Raw genomic sequence first — 17,144 nt, 5'->3', positions numbered from 1 at the left:
CGCTAGCCCCGCACCGTGACGACGACCTTGCCGATCGCGTCGCGCCGGTCCAGCACGCGCAGCGCCTCGGCCGCGTCGTCGAGCGGCAGCTGCGCGCCGACGAGCGTCCGGACCTTCCCCGCGTCGACCAGCGCCTGGACGCCGTCGTTGACCATCTGGACGGTGCCGGGCTCCTCGGCGTCCATGGCCACCATCTCGACGCCGCAGACCATCAGGTTGCGCAGCAGCAGGCGGTTGACCTTCAGCTCGGGGATCGAGCCGCCGGTGAAGCCGACGACCGCCAGGCGCCCGCCGATGGCCAGCGCGCGCAGCGAGTCGGTGAAGCGGTCGCCGCCGACGGGATCGACGACCGCCTGGACCCCGCGCCCGTCGGTCAGCGCGCGCACGGCGGCGAGCCAGTCGCCGGTCGAGCGCACGACCTCGTCGGCGCCCAGCGCGCGGGCGGCGTGCTCCTTGGCCTCGTTGGACACGACCGCGATCGACCGCGCGCCGAGCGCCGCGACGATCTCCAGCGCGGCCGTGCCGACGCCGCCGGCCGCGCCCTGGACGAGCACGGTCTCCCCCGCCGTCACGCCGACGCGGTGCAGGGCGTAGTACGCCGTGCAGTAGTTGAGGTACAACGCCGCGCCCTGCGCGTAGGACAGGTGGTCGGGCAGCCGCAGCGCATGCTGGGGCATCGCCAGCGCGTACTCCGCCACGGCGCCCCAGTGCGTCAGCGCGGCGATCCGGTCGCCGACGGCCAGCGGCGAGCCCTCGGGCGCCTCGGCCACCACGCCGGCGACCTCGGCGCCGATCGCGAACGGCAGCTCGGGCCGCATCTGGTACTCGCCGCGCGAGCGCAGCAGGTCGGGGAACGACACGCCGGCCGCGTGGACCTCGACGAGCAGCCGCCCGCCGACGCCCATCGGGTGCGCGCCGACCGGCGCGGGCGCGTCGGCGGCGATCCGGACGGCGTCCGGGCCGCCGAGCGCGTCCAGCAGCGCGGCGCGCATCAGGCCGGCGCCTGCCTGGACGCGGCGCTGGAGGTCACCGACATGGTGTTCAACGCGTGGCCGCCGTCGACGGTCAGCGCCTGGCCGGTCACGCGCCCGGCGGCCTCGCCGCAGAAGAACGCGACCGCCTCGGCGATGTCGGCGGGCTCCACCAGCGACCCCATCGGCATCGTGTCGACCCACGCGTCGACGATGTCCTTCGGCATGCCGAGGATCCCCGAGCTGGCGGTCATCCCCGGGAGCACCGCGTTGCAGGTGACGCCGAGCGCGGCGTTCTCGGCCGCGACCGTGCGCATGAACCCCAACAACCCCGCCTTGCTGGTGGAGTAGGCGATCTGCGCGGGCATCCCGTGCACCGCGGCGGTGCTGGAGATCACCACGACGCGGCCGAGGCGCCGCTCGCGCATGCCGGGCAGGACCGCCTGGAGGACGCGGAACGTGCCGGTGAGGTTGACGTCGAGGTCGCGCCGCCAGCGCTCGGGGCGCATCGAGTGCGCGGCGCCGAACATGGTGGTCAACGCGGCGTTGAGCACCAGCACGTCGAAGTGGCCCAGGTCGGGCAGGTCCCCGTCGACCACGTCGACCTGGTGGGTGCACCCCGGCTCGACGTCGAGCGTCTCGACCGCGAGGCCGTCGCGCTCCAGCCGCGCGACGATCGCCGCGCCGATCCCGCCGGGCCGCGCGGCGCCGGTGACGAGCGCCTTCACGCGGCCTCCTGGTCGTCGTCGATCGGAGCCAGGCCCTCGTGCCCGCGCAGGCGCAGGACGAGCAGCGCCATCTGGACGCTGAGCTGGTCGTCGGCGTCGCCGGCGACGTCCAGGCCGGTGATGTCGCGCACGCGCGCCAGCCGGTAGCGAATCGTGTTCTCGTGGACCCCCAACCGCTGCGCGGAGGCGCGGACCGAGCGCCCGGTGGCGTAGAAGGCGTCGAGCGTGCCGAGCAGGTCGCCGGCGCCGTCGGCGCCGGCCAGCAGCGGGCCGAGGACGTCGTCGACGAACTGGCCGAGCGCCGCCGCGTCGCCGTGGGCGACGAACAGCCGCCCCGGGCCGAGGTCGTCGGCCGCGAGGATCCGCCGCGGGCCGTCGAGCCCGTCGATGCAGCGCGTGACCTCGCAGGCCTCGCGGTAGGCGCGCGGCACCGCGCGCGGGTCGCGGCTGACGGTCGAGACGCCGGCGATCGCCTCTGGCAGGCCGGCCGCCGCGCACGCGTCGGCCAGCGCGGCCTTGACCGCGCGCACCGCGTGGACCGGCGCCGCCGCCGGGTCGACGTCGACCAGCAGCGCGACGCCCTGCGGGCCCTTGGTGGCGAGCACCTCGCCGCCCCCGCGCGCGGCCAGCGCGTCGACCAGCCGCGTCGCGTCGATCCCGCCGCCGCGGTGGGCGGGCAGCGTGACGAACGCGACGACGCGCGGGGCCTGGAGGTCGACGCCGAGGTGCTCGGCGCCGCGACGCACGTCCTCGTCCTGCGTGCCGCGGATCAGCTGGCGGGCCAGCAGCGAGCGCGCGTCCCAGGCCGTCGAGGCGGCGCGGGCCTGCGCGGTCAGCTCGAGCGCGACGTGGCGCGCGGCGCGCCGCGCGACCAGCTCGTCGAAGGCGCCCAGGCGGCGCGGGTGCTCCATCATGACCAGCCAGCCCCAGCGGTCCTCGGCGACGTCGACCGGCGCGACGAGGTGCCGGTGCCGGACGCCGCCGGCGAGCATCGGCGCGACCGTGGTCGACGAGCCGGGCGCCGCGTCGGCCAGCAGCGCGCCGACCGATCCCGGCGCGTCCTCCAGCAGCCGGACGTGCAGGCCGTCGTCCTGGCCGGGCGGCTCGGCGGCCGCGACGCGGTGGCCGGTCGCGTCGTAGAGCGCGGTCGGCTTGCCGCACAGCTCGGCGACGGCGACGACGATCGCGCGCAGCCCGCCGCCGTCCAGGAGCACCTGCGACAACTTGAAGTCCGCGGTCGCCGCGCCGCGCAGCAGGCGGTTCTGGCGCCGCGCGGTGTCGAGCTGGACGCGCTGGCGCAGCGCCGCGAGCGCCCCGCCGGCCAGCCGCCCGATCGCGGCGCCGAGGACGACCTCGCGCTCGGCGTGCTCGTGCGGCGCCTCGCCGGGGTCGAAGACCATGACGCCCAGCGGCGGTTCCTCCTCGCCGCCCGCCAGCAGCGGCACGGCGATCAGCGAGCGGACGCCCCAGATGCGCACCGGCAGGCCGCCCGCGCGCGGGTCGGCCTCGACGTCGGCGACGACGACCGGCGCGCGCGCGTCCAGCGCGGCGCGCGTGATCGCGTCGCCGGGACCGCCGATCCGCAGGTCGCGCACGGCGGTGCCGATCTCCTCCGCGGGGTGCCCGACGCGCCCGACCAGGCCCTCGCGCCGCTCCTCGCGCAGGTAGACCCCGCAGCGGCGCAGGCCGAGCAGCGCGCTGCCCTGGGCGGCGGCGGCCTCCAGCAGCGCGTCGGGGTCGGTCGCGGCGGCCAGCGTGGAGGCCAGATGGGACAGGGCGGCGACGTCGCCCCGCTCGCCTTGCCGGACGCGCGGCCGCGCGCGGTCCTCGGTCGTCGTGGCCGTCATCGCGCCACCGCCTCCTCCTCGTGGGCCCGCAGCCGGGCGTGGCTGCGCGCGAGCATCGTCATCACCGGGCGGCCGTCGTCGTCGAGCAGCTCGCCGCGCAGGCGCAGCGTGCCGCGCCCCTTGGCGGGATCGGGCACGTAGGCCTCCAGGATCGTCGTCCGCCCGTGCAGCCGCATGCCGGGCCGGACCGGCGTCAGCCAGCGCAGCTCCTCGACGCCGGGGGCCGCGAGCATCGCCGAGCGGCTGAGCACGTGGTCGACGTGCATCCGCATCCACACGCACGCGGTCTGCCAACCGCTGGCGATCACGCCGCCGAACGGCGCGGCGTCGGCCGAGGCGCCGTCGAGGTGGAAGGCCTGCGGGTCCCAGTCGCCGGCGAAGGCCAGGATCTCGGCCTCGGTCAGCGTGCGCTCCCCGAGGTCGAACACCCGTCCGGCGGTGAAGTCCTCGAAGAACAGCATGTCCTACGCCTCGACCGCCGGGCCGGCGAGCGCCGCGCGGACGACGTCCAGCGCGCCGGGGTTCTCGGCCCCCGACAGGTCGCCGGGGTCCTCGCCGATCGCGACCGCCCGCACCGCGCGGCGCAGGATCTTGGCCGAGCGCGTGCGCGGCAGCTCGCTGACCCGGACCACGCGCGAGGGCTTGAACGGCTTGCCCATCCGCTCGGCGACCAGCGCGGTCAGCGCCGCCGACACGTCCTCGCCGTCGGGGTCGACCGGCGTCCAGAAGCACCAGATCGCCTCGCCCTTGGTGCCGTCGGGCACGCCGATCGTCGCCGCCTCGGCGACCGCCGGGTGCGACAGCAGCTCGGTCTCGACCTCGGCCGGCCCGACGCGCTTGCCCGCGACGTTGAGCGCCTCGTCGGAGCGCCCGAGCAGGAACCACTGGCCGTCGTCGTCGACGCGCGCCCAGTCGCCGTGGCGCCAGACGTGCGGGTACATCGACCAGTAGGACTCGATGTAGCGCGCCGGGTCGCCGTGGACGCCGCGCGTCATCGCGGGCCAGGGCTGCTTGCAGACCAGCTCGCCGACCGCGCCGCGCAGCGAGCGGCCCTGCGGGTCGAAGACGTCGACGTCCATGCCCAGCGACGGGCCGCCGAGCGAGCACGAGCGCAGCGGCTCGATCGGGTAGGGCGCCAGGAACGCGCCGCCGACCTCGGTGCCACCGGAGAAGTTGATGATCGGCCGCGCGCGCTTGCCGACCGCGTCGGCGAGCCACATGTAGGCGTCGTGGTCCCACGGCTCGCCCGAGGAGCCGAACGTGCGCAGCGCGCCGAGGTCGACGTCGTCGCCGGGCGGCGGGCCGGCGGCCTTCAGCGCCCGGATCAGCGTCGGCGAGACGCCGAGCATCGTCACGCGGTGGCGCTCCACCAGCCGCCAGACGCGGTCGGGCGCGGGCGTGTCGGGCGCGCCCTCGTAGAGCAGCAGCGTCGCGCCGAGCGCGCCGACGCCCATCACCGACAGCGGGCCCATGATCCACCCCATGTCGGTGATCCACGTGTACACGTCGCCCGGGTGGACGTCGAACTCGTAGGCGACCTCGGAGGCCACCTTGGTCACGAAGCCCGCGTGCGTGTGGACCGCGCCCTTGGGCCGGCCGGTGGTCCCCGACGTGTAGCCGATCAGCAGCGGCGCCTCGGCGTCGGTGTCGGCGTATGTGAACGATCGTTCATCCTCGACGCGTGCCTCGGCCTCGAAGGCCGCGAGGTCGGCGACGACGTGGCGGACCGTCGGGCACGACGCGAGCGCCTCGTCGAGCACCGGCCGCAGCGGCGTCTCGCGCCCGCGCCGCCAGGTCAGCTCGGAGGTGAAGACGACCTTCGCCTCGCCGTCCCGCAGGCGCGCGGCGATCGCCGAGGCGGCGAAGCCCGAGAACAGCGGCAGCACGACGGCGCCGATGGCCGCCGCGGCGTAGAGCGCGATCGCGGCCTCGGGCACCATCGGCATGTAGATCGCGACGACGTCGCCCGCGCCGATCCCGCGCCCGCGCAGCGCCAGCGCCGTGCGCCGCACGCGCGCGTCCAGCTCCCGGTAGGACAGCGTGGTGACCTCGCCGGGCTCGGACTCGTGGACGATCGCCGGCGTGTCGGCGCGCTCGGGGTCGCCCGCCCAGCGCCCGACGCAGGCGTGCGCGGCGTTGAAGCGCCCGCCCGGGAACCAGGTCGTCCACTCGATCCCGCGGCTGCTGTCGCGCACGGCCGCGTAGGGCGTGGTGAACGGGAGGCCGAGGTCCCGCACCACCGCGTCCCAGTACCAGTCGACGTCGGCGACCGAGCGCGCCCGCATCGCCTCCAGGTCGGCGACGCCGTGGCGCCGCATGAGCCGCGTGACGTTCGCGCGCTCGACGACCTCATCCGTGGGCACCCAGGCGTAGTCGCTCATGGTCATCATGTTAACGATCGTTCATTCCCTTTGCACGCACCCAGGCGCGCACGGCGACCTCGCCGTCCTGGCGGACCGCCTCCAGGACGGCCTCGACGGCGTCGCCGTCGCGCTCCTGCTCGGCCACCCGCAGCGTCAGCACGTCGCCGGGCCAGACCTTGGCCGCGAAGCGCACCTTGTAGGACTCGATCGCCGCCAGGCCGAGCCAGTCGGTGGCCAGCCGCGACAGCATCCCCGCCTGCATCTGCCCCATCGCGAACACGCTCGGGAAGCCCGCGGCCCGCGCGTACTCCTCGTCGTGGTGCAGCGGGTTGAAGTCCCCGCCGGCGCCGGCGAAGCGCACGATGTCGGTCCGCGTGATCGGGCCGACGGTCAGCTCCGGCGGCTCCGGCTCCGGCACGGGCGCGCTCACGACGACGCCTTCGCGGTCTCGATCAGCACCTCGCGCTGACGCACGACGACCTCCTCGGCCGCGTCGCGGAACTCGGTCGCCAGCGTGACGAACGTCATCGTCCCGCCGCGCGCGCCGTCCTTGCGCTGGACGTCGGCGACCGTGCGCCGCCCGTGCAGGACGTCGCCGACGACCGGCGGCCGCTCGTACTCCCAGCCGACCTCGCCGACGACCACGCGCCGGATGTCCAGCCCCAGCAGCGCGACCGCCGCGGCCGCGTCGCGGTGGTGGCCGGCGATCACCGTGAAGGTCAGCGGCGCCGGGATCGCGGCGAAGCCCTCGTCGCGCGCGGCCTCGGCGTCGACGTAGCGCGCCGCCGGGTCCTTGATGGCGCGCGCAAACTCCATCACCTTGCCTTCCTCGACGGCGAAGGCGTACTCGTCGACCAGCGTCCCGATCATGCGAAGTCCGGCGGTCGCTTGTCCAGGAAGGCGGCGATCCCCTCGTGGGCCTCGCCGTGCTCGAAGAGCGCGAGCGCCTCGCGCGCCTCGACGGCCATGCCCTCCGGGAACGACCGGACGGCCGCCGCCTCGGCCGCGCGGCGCACCGCGCTGACCGCCGGCACCGAGACCGCGGCGATCGCGCGCGCCAGCTCCAGCGCGACGGCCAGGCCCTGGCCCTCCGACGCGCGGCGGTCGACGAGCCCGATCTCGTAGGCCTCCCGCACCCGCACGGTCCGGCCGGTCACCAGCAGGTCGAGCGCCTTGCCGTGTCCGACCAGCCGCGGCAGCCGCTGCGTGCCGCCCGCCGCCGGGATCACGCCGAGCTTGATCTGCGGCAGCCCGAAGCGCGAGCCCTCGCCCGCGACGCGCAGCGTGCACGCCAGCGCCAGCTCCAGCCCGCCGCCGTAGGCCGCGCCGTCGATCGCGGCGATCGACGGCACGCGCAGGCCCGCGATGCGGTCCAGCGCCTCGCGGATGGCGTGCATGTAGGCCACGAAGCCCGCGGAGTCGCTGCGGCTGAGGTGCTCGACGTCGCCGCCGGAGGCGAAGACGCCCGGCAGCGCCGAGGCGATCACCAGGGCCTTCGCGGCCCGCGCCTCGAAGCCGTCCAAGGCCACCATGAACGCGCGCAGCAGCTGCGGGCTGAGGACGTTGCTGGGGCCGGCGTCGAGGTAGACGATGCCGATCCCGTCGTCCTCGACGAAGGCCAGCTCCGCCTGCACGGGCGCCGTGATCATCCGCGCCCGTTCACAGCGCGATCAGCTCCTGCACGGCCCGGGTCTGCAGCTCGGCGACCGGGCCCTGGGAGACGACGCGGCCCTTGCCCAGGGCGACGAACCGCGTCGCCAGCGCCTGGACCATGTGGATGTGCTGCTCGACCAGGACGAGCGCGGTGCCCGCCTCCTGGATCACCCGCAGCGCCGCGTTGAGCTCGTCGATGATGACCGGGGCCAGGCCCTCGGTCGGCTCGTCGAGCAGCAGCACCTGCGGCTCGGCCATCAGCGCCCGCGCGATCGCGAGCATCTGCTGCTCGCCGCCGGAGAGCTGGTTGCCGGGCCGCCCCGACGCGCGCGCCAGGTTGGGGAACAGCTCCATCAGCCGGGGCACGGTCCAGGCGCCCTTGCGCCGGGACGCCTTGCCCAACATGATGTTCTCCTCGACCGTCAGGTTGGGGTAGATCCGCTTGCCCTGCGGCACGAGGCTGACGCCGCGCGCGGCCGGCTCGTACTGCCGCCGGCCGAGCGCCTTGCCGCCGACGCGGATCTCGCCGCGCACCGTCGGCACGCCGTAGATCGAGAGCAGGGTGGTGGACTTGCCCGCGCCGTTGCGGCCGATCAGCCCGACGGTCTCGCCCTCCTCGACGGTCAGCGAGACGCCGTCGAGGACGCGCGCGCCCCCGTACGAGGCCGAGATGTCGTCGATCTCCAGCAGCGGGGTCATGCCTGGCTCCCGAGGTAGGCCTCGATCACGGCGGGGTTCGCGCGGACCTCGGCGGGCTTGCCGGTGGCCAGGACCTTGCCCAGCGACAGGACGGTGATCTCGTCGCAGACGCGGAACACGCCGTCGACGTCGTGCTCGACCAGCACCGCCGCGACGTCGCGCTCGCTGCACAGCCCGCGGATGTGGTCGAGCATCCGCACCGACTCCTCCTGCGAGAGGCCGGCACCGGGCTCGTCGAGCAGCACGACGTGCGGCTTGCCGATCAAGGCCATGGCGATGTCGACCGAGCGCTGCAACCCGTAGGAGATCGAGATGCACGGCTCGTCGAGGTAGGGCTCCAGCCCGAAGGCCGAGACGATGCCGGCGAGGTCGTCCTCGCGGTTGCGCCGCGCGACCATCTCCAGCTGGGTGCGCACGGTCATCGAGTTGAAGACGCTGGTCTTCTGGAACGACCGCGCCATGCCGTTCTTCCGGCGCCAGGCGACGTTGCGCTTGGTGATGTCCTCGCCGTCGAGGTGGACCGTGCCGCCGCTCAGCCGGCGCCGCCCGCTGAGCGCGTCCATGAACGAGGACTTGCCCGCCCCGTTGGGACCGATCACGCCGTGCAGGACGCCCGGCGCGACCGCGATGTCGACGTGGTCGACGGCGACGACGGCGCCGTAGCGCAGCGTCACGCCCTCGGCCCGCAGGACCGGCCCGCTCACGACCCCGCCCCCTTTCGGCCGCGCCACAGCCTGGCGCGCAGGCGGACGACGCGGTCGGTGACGAAGCCGACGACGCCGCCGGGCAGGAAGATCACCACGACGATGAGCGCCAGGCCCATGTACAGCTCGAGGTTGCCGGTGTCGCCGAAGCGGCCCTGCGCGTAGATGTACAACAGGGCGCCGACGACCGGGCCGATGAGGATCGTGAAGCCGCCGACGATCGTCGCGACCAGCGAGTCGCCGGCCAGCTGGAAGCCGAGCACGTCGGGCGAGACATAGGAGGCCTTCAGCGCGAACAGGACGCCGGCGATCGAGGCGCAGAAGCCCGAGATCGCGAACGCGCCGAGCCGCGGCAGGTACGTGTTGTAGCCCGAGAACCGCGCGCGCTCCTCGTTCTCGCGGATCGCCTCCAGCGTGACGCCGAAGCGCGACCGGCCGACCAGCCACAGGCCGAGGACGACCAGCACGAGGCACACCCAGGCCAGCGGCCAGAACGTGTCGGGCGCGCCGAGCTGGGCCTGCGTCAGCCCGGCGACCTTCTGGCTCTCGCCGGAGAAGACCACCGAGATGCCGTCGAAGGCGCCGGTCACGTCGCGCAGGCTGGTCAGCGTGCTCAGCGCGTACAGCGCCTGGCCGAAGGCGAGCGTCAACATCAAGAAGCCGAAGCCGGTGATGCGGATGACCAGCGAGCCGATCGCCACCGCCAGCAGCGTGCCGCCGATCACCGCGACGACGGCGGCCGTCGTCGGCGACCAGCCCCAGTGCGTGGTGAAGATCGCCACGCCGTAGGCCGAGCCGCCGTAGAACGCGGTGTGGCCGAGGCTGATCAGCCCCGAGCGGTGGGCCAGGAAGCCGATGCCGGCGGCCATGATCCCGAGCACGACGCCGTCGGCGGCCACGCCCATGTAGTAGGAGCTGGTGATCAGGTCGGGGACGAACAGCCCGGCGACCAGGATCACGACCGCGACGGCCAGCGCGCGCAGGACCGCGCGCCGCTCGAGGCCGACGGCGACGCGACCCTCGCGTCGCCCGGGCGCTCCGTCGCCGCGCGGCGGGGCGACGGCCGGGTCGTCGGTGGTGGTCACGACGGTAGGAGCGGTGGAGCTCATCAGACTCGCTTCCCGGCGATCCCGGTGGGACGCCACAGCAGGACGGCGATCAGCAGCGCGTAGGGGACGAGGACGGCGACGCTGGGCAGCCAGACGTTGCCCATGATCTGGACCAGGCCGAGCAGCAGCGCGGCGATCATGGCCCCGCCGACCGAGCCGATCCCGCCGACCACGACGACGATCAGCACGGTGATCAGGATCGACTGGCCCATGCCCGGCGACACGGAGAAGTAGGGCGCGGCGAGCACGCCGGCCAGCCCGGCCAGCGCGGCGCCGAGGCAGACCACGATCAGGCTGACGCGGTCGACGTTGATGCCGAGGATGCCGGAGGTCTCGGTGTCGTGGCTGGCGGCGCGGATGTGCAGGCCGACGCGGCTGTTGCGCAGCCACAGGACGAGCGCGACGGCCATGACCGCGGCGGCGCCGATGATCAGCAGGCGGTAGGTCGGGTACGCGGTCCCGAACACGCTCGTCGTGCCGTCGATCGCCTTGGGCGCCGACACCGGGTGGGTGTCGTCGCCCCAGACGATGATGATCAGGCGGTTGAGCACGAGCGCGATGCCGAACGTCACCAGGCCCGTCTCGATGTGCGAGCGCTGCTGGAGGTTGCGGAAGAAGCCGAGCTCCAGCATCGCGCCGACGACCGCGAGGCCGAGCGGGGCGAGGATCAGCGCGAGCCAGAAGGAGAGGCCGCTGCTCGTCGCCTCATAGGCCAGGTAGGCGCCCAGCATGTAGAGGGCGCCGTGCGAGAAGTTCATCACGCCGCGCAGGCCGTAGATGAGGGCCAGGCCCGAGCTCAGGATCATGAGCAGGGCGCCGAGGGCGAGGCCGTTGAGCACTTGGGCGAAGTTCACGTCTGCTCCGTCCTACATCTTGCAGTCGGGGCTCACGGACGGGTGGGTGACCGAGGCCGGGGTGGTCGAGACGATCTTGAAGCCGAGGCCGCCGGGGCCGCCCGCCTTCGCGACGACCTGGCCGACGTGGGACGGGCGCATGGCCTGCCCATCGGGGCCGATCGTGATGTTCTGGCCGCTGAGGTCCGGCACCGACAGGTCCTTCATCGCGGCCTTGACCTTCTGGGGGTCGACGCTGCCGGCCTTCTTGACGGCGGCGAACAGGATCTGCGCGGCCATGTAGGTGTCGGCGGGCACGTAGTACGGGTCGGTCCCGTTGGCCTTCTTGTAGTCCGCCACGAACGTCTGGTTGAGGGCGTTGTCGGCGTCGACGTCGTAGCCGACGTTGTTGTAGAAGCCGGTGACCTTCTTGCCGAGCGTCTTGAACAGCGGCTCGGAGACCATGTTGAAGCCGAGGACCGTCTTGTACTGGTCGAAGAGCTTGAACTGCGCGCCCTGGTTGACGAACGCGACGCCGTCGGCGCCGTACTCGACGGCGAACAGGCCGTCGGCCTTGGCCGACTTGAGCTTGGAGATGTAGGACCCGAAGTCGCTCGTGTTCAGCGGCGCGTACTGCGTGAGGACGATCTTCTTGCCCGCCTTCTCGGCCGCGGCCTTGAACGCCGCCGCGGCGGAGTGGCCGGTGCTGTAGTCGACCGCCTGGATCGCCCAGGTCTTGGCGGGCAGCTTCGACATCGAGGCGGCGATCGCGTTGACGTCCATCGCCGAGCCGGTGACCGAGCGGAACGCGTCGGGGCTGCAGTCGGCGCCGATCAGCCCGTCGTCCTTGCCGGTCGAGTTGAAGTTCAACGCGCCGAGCGCGGGAAGCTGCTTGGCCAGCGCCGCGGCCTCGGGCGAGGTCATGATCGCGCCGATGAACTTCGCGCCCTGCTGGGTCGCGAGCTTGCGCGCCGCGCGGATCGTCGACGCCGGCTGGCCGTCCGTCGACGCCTTGATCAGCTCGACCTTGTGGCCGTCGACGCCGCCCTGGGCGTTGGCCTGGTCGGCCGCGACCTGCCAGCCCTTCATCTCGTCCGTGCCGAACACCGCCAGCGCGCCGCTGGTCGGAGGGATCAGCCCGATCTTCAACGGCTTGGCGTCGGACTTCGCCGACGACGACCCGGAGCCCGACGCGCTGCCGCTCGCGCTGTCGTTGTCCGACCCGCAGGCGGCGAGACCGCCGCTCACCAGCAGCGCGAGCAGCGCTGCACTGACCTTGGCCCTCACACTCATCTCTCTCTCCTCCAGGGACTCCCTGAGCCCCATCCCACGGTTGGTCCGGGTGCAGATGTAGGTCTAACGCCCGCGATCGGCCCTGGCGTCCCCCCAGGGGGGAGTCCTTGTGCCCCCTTTGGGGGCACCGCGCCGTGAGCGGCGTTGTCCTAGTTCATGGTGCTGCCGCCGTTGACGCCGAGGACCTGCCCGGTGACGAACGACGCCTCCTCGGACGCCAGGTAGGCGACGGCCGACGCGACCTCCTCCAGCGCGGCCGGGCGGCCCATCGGGATCACGCGCGTGAACGCCTCCCCCACCTCCGGCGAGCGCGCGACGATCGCCGCCAGCTCGGGCGTCGCCGTCGCGCACGGGGCGACCGTGTTGACGGTGATCCCCGCCCGCGCGTACTCGCGCGCCAGGCCGGCCGCGAACGCGTGCACGCCGCCCTTGGCCGCGTTGTAGACCGCGTGGCGGTCGAGGCCGTTGCGGACCGAGTCGGCGCCGATCATCACGATCCGGCCGTAGCCCGCCGCGCGCATGACCGGCAGCGTCGCGAGCGTCGTGCGCAGCACCGTCCAGATGTTGCGGTCCAACGTGGCGTGCAGCGTGTCCTCGGTCTGCTCCTCGGTGGGCAGGATCACACCGCCGCCGGCGTTGTTGACCAGGACGTCGATCCGCCCGAAGCGCTCGCGCGCGGCGGCGATCAGCGCGTCGGCGACCGCCGCCTCGCCGAGGTCGCCGGCGACCGTGACGACCTCGACGCCGTGGTCGTCGCGCAGCGCCCGCGCCGTCGCCTCGACCGTCGCGCCGTCGAGGTCGGCGAGCGCCAGCCGCGCGCCCTCCCGGCCCAGGCGCCCGGCGATCGCGGCGCCGATCGCGCCGCCCGCGCCGGTGACCAGCGCGACCCGGCCCTCGAAGCGCCGCACGCCGGTCAGGCTCCCGCGGCGGCGGGCTCGCCCGGCCCGATCCGCTTGAGGAAGTGCGGCGGCGGCATGACGCCCCAGACGTTCCACGTCGTCGGCTGCGCCGGGTCGTAGACCTCGGGGACGTAGCTGCCGTCGTCGGCGATCTGCTTGATCGAGTTGACCCACTCGATCCGGTTGCCGTCGGCGTCGTCGAAGTACATGAAGTAGTTGCGGCTCGGCGCGTGGTGGTCGGGGTTGCAGCGCAGGAACACGACCTGCTCGCCGATCCAGTCGCTGAGGCGGAAGCCGATCGTCTCGGTGAAGAACCGCGCCTGCGCGGCGGGGTCCTGGGCGCGCACGCCGACGTGCCCCACCTTGGAGGGGCGGAACGTGCGGTCGCCGGGCGCGATGGCGTCGCCGGCGTGCGCGCCGGAGACCAGCTTGATGGTGTTGCCCTCCGGGTCGTCGAAGGCGACGGCGCGGTCGTAGCCGACGGCGTCGTCGGTGCGCACCGCGACGGCGCCCGCCGCGTCCAGCGCCGCGCCCGCCGCGGCGGCGTCGCGGACCTCGAAGGCGATGTGGTCCAGGCCGGGCGCGGCGCCGCGGTGGATCTCCAGGCAGTGGTGGTGGGCGTCGGTCGTCAGCCGGCGCACGCCGTCGGGGCCGTCGCCGACGTCGGCGACGTAGTGGGCGGCCAGGGCAGCCGGGTCGGCGCTGATCAGGGCGACGTGCGCGAGGCGCAGCAGCCCGAGGTCGGGGGTCATCGAGGTCTCTCCTCCTTCGCCTACAAGATGATGCTGAGCGTGCCGTGGGGCCGCAGCGCCTCGGCGGTCAGCACGATGTGCTTGGCCTGGATGGCGAACGTGTCGTCCCGGCGCGCGAGCACGTAGCCCAGGCGGCCGACCAGGGTCTGCTCGTCGCCCTTGCGGTAGCGCCACGCCGCGACGTTGGCGGTCGCCTCGAGGCGGTCGCCGTGGTCGGCGAGCACGCGCACGTTGGTGACCAGCCGCGTCGTGCGCGACCACGGGAACTCGCGGTAGGCCTTGGCGCTGTTGAGGCGGTCGACGCGACCCCGCAGCCGGGTGCGGTCGTCGTCGATCAGCCCGAGCGTCGCGCGCGGGTCGCCGTCGGGCAGGTCGGTGGCCGGGACGTAGTAGCGGCAGTCCGCGGTGAACAGCGCCAGCCAGTCGTCCAGGCGCCACGCGTCCAGCAGCGCGGCCTCGGCGTAGAGGAAGTCCTCGACGGCCAGGCGCGTCAGTAGCGCGTCGGAGACCGCGGCGGCGCTCACGACGCCGCCCCGGCCGGCGCCGGCTTCGGCCCTTCGTCGTGCGCGCCGTGGCCCGACCCCAGCATGTTGGCCTGCCACTCGCGCCAGAACGCGCGCATCTGCAGCTCGTCGACGGTCGCGGCGTCGCGGTGCATGCCGCGCGAGATGTCCGAGTAGTCCTCGGCCGTGGCGGCGAAGCCCTCCTGGCAGGCCTCCAGCGCCTCGACGTCGTCGGGCGTCGCCAGGCCGCCCGGCCCCAGGAACAGGTTGAAGCCCTCCAGCCGGCGCCGCGTCTGGGCGTCGCTCTCGCCGCGTGGGGCCAGCGCGTAGCCGGTCAGCTCCATGTGGTCGGGGCGCACGGGCCAGACCGTCCGCAGCGTCAGCCCGGCGACGTCGAGCAGGAGCAGGTTGGGGTAGATGAGCAGGTTGCGGCACGTCTCGGCCATCCGGTGGGCGCGCTCCTCCCCGCAGCGCTCGGCCAGCTCGTCGCGGATGCCCCGCAGCTCGTCCTTGGCGTCCTCGCCGTAGATCGGGTGCCAGCGGGCGACCGCGCGCGGGAACGGCGCCGGGTAGTCGACGACCGCGTGGCCGTTGCCGAGGTCGTAGGCGCGCGCCTCGGTGCTGCGCAGCTGCTTGGCGCCGTCGTCGTCGCCCTGGCCGGCCAGGAACGCGAAGTAGGTGTGGTGCAGCGGCGCGCCGTGGTAGCCGTCGACCGAGTTCTCCACCATCAGCTTCCAGTTGGCGTTGCACGCGTACTGGTGGGTGCCGGGCAGCACGCGCATCCCGTCGGCGCCCTGGTCGGCAACGAGGTCGATGTACTCCTTGGCCCCGGCGAGGTAGTCCTCCAGCGACTCGACGTCGGGGGCGAACGACACGAACCAGAAGTCGCGGTAGCAGGCCAGCCGCGCCACCGGGCGCAGCCCCAGCTCCTCCGCGTCCACGGCGGGCGCGTAGCCCTCCTTGTCCGGGATCCCCACCAGCTTGCCCTCGGTCGAGAACGTCCACGCGTGGTAGAAGCACTGGAAGGACTTGGCATGGCCTCGGTCCTGGCGGCAGACGCGGGCACCGCGGTGCGTGCACGAGTTGTAGAACGCGCGCGGCCGCCCGTCCTTGCCGCGGACGAAGACCAGCGGCCGGCCCGCGACCTTGCGGCGCACGAAGTCGCCCGGCCGCTCGATCTCGGAGTCGTGGCCGAGGTACAGCCAGCAGCGGTCGAAGATCCGCTTGCGCTCCGCCTGCCACACGGCGTCGGCGGTCATCGTCGTGCGCTTGACGCGGAACAGCCCGCGCTCGCGGTCGTCGATGACGGCGTCCCGCAGGTCCTGGGGGTCGATCACGCTCATCCCTTCTCGTCGACGACGCGGTTCTCGATCGCGCCGACCCGGTCGATCTCGACCCGGACGACGTCGCCCGCCACCAGGAAGCGCGGCGGGTCCATCACCATGCCCACGCCCGCCGACGGCGCGTCGGCCGCCGCGACGTGACGGCAGCGGCGGCCGATCACCACGCCCAGCTCGCCCTCGTAGTCGAGCTGGTCGGAGACGCGCGGCGCTCCACGTCGCCGAACGGGGCGTTGACGCAGGACCCCAACTTGGCGAAGACGACCGGGACCTCCGGCGTCGGCAGGCCCGCCTCGGCGGCGTGGTCGGCGTAGTTGAGGCCGATGGCGAAGAACTTGCCCGGCCGCGCGATCGGCGCGTGCAGCGTGGCGTCGGCCAGCGGCGTGGCCGGCGCGCCGGGCGGGGGCTCGGCGCCCCCGTCGGCCAGCAGCTCCACGGGCGGCGTGGTCCCGAGGTCGACGATCTCCCGATCGCGCAGGACCCCTGACCGCACCTCTCCGTCCCCTACGGAATAGCGCACGACCCTCACGAGCCGAACGTACGCCGACCGGGGCCCGCGTGGGGCCGCTCTTCCCCCCTCCGAGAGAGGAAGAGCTACCCCAGGGGGGATGTCGCGGCGCTAGTGGGCGCCGCGGTAGGGGGCGAAGTCGGGCGTGCGCTTCTCGTTGAACGCGTTGATGCCCTCCTGTGCCTCCTCGCTCGGGGTGAAGAGCGTGAGGCTGGAGTAGGCCATCTGGCCGACCGACGCGAAGTGCTCCGTGTCGGTGTTGAACGACTGCTTGAGGACCTTGAGCGCCGTCGGCGAGAGCCGCAGGATCTCGTCGGCCCACTGGCGGACCTCCTGGTAGAGGTCGTCGTGGGGCACGACCTTGTTGACCAGGCCCCACTCCTGGGCCTGCTGCGGCGAGTACTGGCGGCAGAGGAACCAGATCTCGCGCGCGCGCTTCTCGCCCAGGACGCGGGCGAGGTAGCCGGTGCCGAAGCCCGCGTCGAACGAGCCGACCTTCGGGCCGACCTGGCCGAAGGTCGCCTTGTCGGAGGCGATCGTCAGGTCGCAGAGGACGTGCAGCACGTGGCCGCCGCCGATCGCGTAGCCGTTGACCGCGGCGATCACCGGCTTGGGGATGTCGCGCAGCGTGTGGTGCAGCGCGTCGATCTCGAAGAGGCCGTGCTGGGACGGGCCGTAGTCGCCGGTCTCCTGGCGCTGCTTCTGGTCGCCGCCCGTGCAGAACGCGCGGTCGCCGGCGCCCGTCAGGCAGACCACGCCGACCTCGCTGCTGGCCCACGCGCGCTTCAGGCACGCGATCAGCTCGTCGACGGTCTTGGCCCGGAACGCGTTGAAGCGGTCGGGGCGGTTGATCGTGATGGTGGCGAGGCCGTTGTCGACCTCGTAGGTGACGTCGGTGAGCTCGTCGGTCATGCTTCCCTCCTGCGGTTCGCTGCTGGACGT

The 17,144-nt window shown here is 73.7% G+C and carries 20 protein-coding genes; all 20 read right to left on the bottom strand.

The features are described 5' to 3' along the window. Nucleotides 1-2 precede the first annotated feature (2 nt). The 20 genes from VFG42_RS14110 to VFG42_RS14015 all read right to left on the bottom strand — a co-directional run bounded on the left by VFG42_RS14110 (nucleotide 3) and on the right by VFG42_RS14015 (nucleotide 17,114). Nucleotides 3-992 (bottom strand): NADPH:quinone oxidoreductase family protein, encoded by a 990-nt coding sequence (locus VFG42_RS14110; protein WP_324909373.1) that lies wholly within the window; start codon nucleotides 990-992, stop codon nucleotides 3-5. After that, a complete protein-coding gene (locus VFG42_RS14105) occupies nucleotides 992-1,699 on the bottom strand; it encodes an SDR family NAD(P)-dependent oxidoreductase (RefSeq protein WP_324909372.1) in 708 nt (235 codons plus the stop codon). Before VFG42_RS14105 ends, VFG42_RS14110 begins: the two co-directional genes overlap by 1 nt. Then, nucleotides 1,696-3,546, bottom strand: a complete 1,851-nt coding sequence (locus VFG42_RS14100) for a helix-turn-helix domain-containing protein (RefSeq protein ID WP_324909371.1) — start codon at nucleotides 3,544-3,546, stop codon at nucleotides 1,696-1,698. The genes VFG42_RS14105 and VFG42_RS14100 overlap by 4 nt, the downstream gene beginning before the upstream one ends. Continuing rightward, entirely contained in the window at nucleotides 3,543-4,007 is a 465-nt protein-coding gene (locus VFG42_RS14095) for a MaoC/PaaZ C-terminal domain-containing protein (protein WP_324909370.1), read from the bottom strand. The genes VFG42_RS14100 and VFG42_RS14095 overlap by 4 nt, the downstream gene beginning before the upstream one ends. Nucleotides 4,008-4,010: 3 nt before the next feature. After that, nucleotides 4,011-5,927 (bottom strand): AMP-binding protein, encoded by a 1,917-nt coding sequence (locus VFG42_RS14090; RefSeq protein ID WP_324909369.1) that lies wholly within the window; start codon nucleotides 5,925-5,927, stop codon nucleotides 4,011-4,013. A 10-nt stretch (nucleotides 5,928-5,937) separates the two neighbouring features. After that, nucleotides 5,938-6,339 carry a MaoC/PaaZ C-terminal domain-containing protein gene (locus tag VFG42_RS14085; RefSeq protein WP_324909368.1) on the bottom strand — a complete coding sequence of 134 codons (402 nt, stop codon included), beginning with the start codon at nucleotides 6,337-6,339 and terminating at the stop codon, nucleotides 5,938-5,940. Then, nucleotides 6,336-6,779, bottom strand: a complete 444-nt coding sequence (locus VFG42_RS14080) for an FAS1-like dehydratase domain-containing protein (protein ID WP_324909367.1) — start codon at nucleotides 6,777-6,779, stop codon at nucleotides 6,336-6,338. Before VFG42_RS14080 ends, VFG42_RS14085 begins: the two co-directional genes overlap by 4 nt. Further along, complete coding sequence (locus tag VFG42_RS14075) at nucleotides 6,776-7,558, bottom strand: enoyl-CoA hydratase/isomerase family protein (RefSeq protein WP_324909366.1); 783 nt, start codon at nucleotides 7,556-7,558, stop codon at nucleotides 6,776-6,778. The genes VFG42_RS14080 and VFG42_RS14075 overlap by 4 nt, the downstream gene beginning before the upstream one ends. 10 nt (nucleotides 7,559-7,568) lie before the next feature. Continuing rightward, on the bottom strand, nucleotides 7,569-8,261 hold the full coding sequence (locus VFG42_RS14070; protein WP_324909365.1) for an ABC transporter ATP-binding protein: 693 nt from the start codon (nucleotides 8,259-8,261) through the stop codon (nucleotides 7,569-7,571). Further along, a complete protein-coding gene (locus tag VFG42_RS14065; protein WP_324909364.1) occupies nucleotides 8,258-8,965 on the bottom strand; it encodes an ABC transporter ATP-binding protein in 708 nt (235 codons plus the stop codon). Before VFG42_RS14065 ends, VFG42_RS14070 begins: the two co-directional genes overlap by 4 nt. Next, a complete protein-coding gene (locus tag VFG42_RS14060; protein WP_324909363.1) occupies nucleotides 8,962-10,050 on the bottom strand; it encodes a branched-chain amino acid ABC transporter permease in 1,089 nt (362 codons plus the stop codon). The genes VFG42_RS14065 and VFG42_RS14060 overlap by 4 nt, the downstream gene beginning before the upstream one ends. 23 nt (nucleotides 10,051-10,073) lie before the next feature. Beyond that, on the bottom strand, nucleotides 10,074-10,928 hold the full coding sequence (locus VFG42_RS14055; RefSeq protein ID WP_324909362.1) for a branched-chain amino acid ABC transporter permease: 855 nt from the start codon (nucleotides 10,926-10,928) through the stop codon (nucleotides 10,074-10,076). A 12-nt stretch (nucleotides 10,929-10,940) separates the two neighbouring features. Beyond that, nucleotides 10,941-12,194, bottom strand: coding sequence for an ABC transporter substrate-binding protein (locus VFG42_RS14050; protein ID WP_324909361.1), 1,254 nt, complete (start codon nucleotides 12,192-12,194; stop codon nucleotides 10,941-10,943). Between the two features lie 155 nt (nucleotides 12,195-12,349). After that, the gene (locus VFG42_RS14045; protein WP_324909360.1) at nucleotides 12,350-13,108 is read right to left on the bottom strand and encodes an SDR family NAD(P)-dependent oxidoreductase; all 759 of its coding nucleotides are present in this window, start codon (nucleotides 13,106-13,108) and stop codon (nucleotides 12,350-12,352) included. A 5-nt stretch (nucleotides 13,109-13,113) separates the two neighbouring features. Next, entirely contained in the window at nucleotides 13,114-13,851 is a 738-nt protein-coding gene (locus VFG42_RS14040; RefSeq protein ID WP_324909359.1) for a VOC family protein, read from the bottom strand. Nucleotides 13,852-13,871: 20 nt separating this feature from the next. Then, the gene (locus VFG42_RS14035; RefSeq protein ID WP_324909358.1) at nucleotides 13,872-14,375 is read right to left on the bottom strand and encodes an aromatic-ring-hydroxylating dioxygenase subunit beta; all 504 of its coding nucleotides are present in this window, start codon (nucleotides 14,373-14,375) and stop codon (nucleotides 13,872-13,874) included. Continuing rightward, nucleotides 14,372-15,697: an aromatic ring-hydroxylating dioxygenase subunit alpha gene (locus VFG42_RS14030; protein ID WP_349260418.1), complete on the bottom strand. Its 1,326-nt coding sequence runs from the start codon at nucleotides 15,695-15,697 to the stop codon at nucleotides 14,372-14,374. The genes VFG42_RS14035 and VFG42_RS14030 overlap by 4 nt, the downstream gene beginning before the upstream one ends. Next, nucleotides 15,694-15,867, bottom strand: coding sequence for a hypothetical protein (locus VFG42_RS14025; RefSeq protein ID WP_324909670.1), 174 nt, complete (start codon nucleotides 15,865-15,867; stop codon nucleotides 15,694-15,696). The genes VFG42_RS14030 and VFG42_RS14025 overlap by 4 nt, the downstream gene beginning before the upstream one ends. After that, entirely contained in the window at nucleotides 15,855-16,187 is a 333-nt protein-coding gene (locus tag VFG42_RS14020) for a hypothetical protein (RefSeq protein ID WP_324909356.1), read from the bottom strand. The genes VFG42_RS14025 and VFG42_RS14020 overlap by 13 nt, the downstream gene beginning before the upstream one ends. 126 nt (nucleotides 16,188-16,313) lie before the next feature. Then, complete coding sequence (locus VFG42_RS14015) at nucleotides 16,314-17,114, bottom strand: enoyl-CoA hydratase-related protein (protein WP_324909355.1); 801 nt, start codon at nucleotides 17,112-17,114, stop codon at nucleotides 16,314-16,316. Nucleotides 17,115-17,144 lie beyond the last annotated feature (30 nt).

It is taken from the genome of Baekduia sp., from assembly GCF_035685985.1.
Taxonomy (GTDB): domain Bacteria; phylum Actinomycetota; class Thermoleophilia; order Solirubrobacterales; family Solirubrobacteraceae; genus Baekduia.
Note: the sequence above shows the minus strand (reverse complement) of the source record. Positions and strands in the feature narration are given on the sequence as shown.

Coding starts and splice junctions, on each gene's coding strand:
- VFG42_RS14075 (WP_324909366.1), bottom strand. CDS start 7,558: ATGATCACGGCGCCCGTGCAGGCGGAGCTGGCCTTCGTCGAGGACGAC.
- VFG42_RS14080 (WP_324909367.1), bottom strand. CDS start 6,779: ATGATCGGGACGCTGGTCGACGAGTACGCCTTCGCCGTCGAGGAAGGC.
- VFG42_RS14015 (WP_324909355.1), bottom strand. CDS start 17,114: ATGACCGACGAGCTCACCGACGTCACCTACGAGGTCGACAACGGCCTC.
- VFG42_RS14110 (WP_324909373.1), bottom strand. CDS start 992: ATGCGCGCCGCGCTGCTGGACGCGCTCGGCGGCCCGGACGCCGTCCGG.
- VFG42_RS14070 (WP_324909365.1), bottom strand. CDS start 8,261: ATGACCCCGCTGCTGGAGATCGACGACATCTCGGCCTCGTACGGGGGC.
- VFG42_RS14095 (WP_324909370.1), bottom strand. CDS start 4,007: ATGCTGTTCTTCGAGGACTTCACCGCCGGACGGGTGTTCGACCTCGGG.
- VFG42_RS14040 (WP_324909359.1), bottom strand. CDS start 13,851: ATGACCCCCGACCTCGGGCTGCTGCGCCTCGCGCACGTCGCCCTGATC.
- VFG42_RS14090 (WP_324909369.1), bottom strand. CDS start 5,927: ATGAGCGACTACGCCTGGGTGCCCACGGATGAGGTCGTCGAGCGCGCG.
- VFG42_RS14100 (WP_324909371.1), bottom strand. CDS start 3,546: ATGACGGCCACGACGACCGAGGACCGCGCGCGGCCGCGCGTCCGGCAA.
- VFG42_RS14030 (WP_349260418.1), bottom strand. CDS start 15,697: ATGAGCGTGATCGACCCCCAGGACCTGCGGGACGCCGTCATCGACGAC.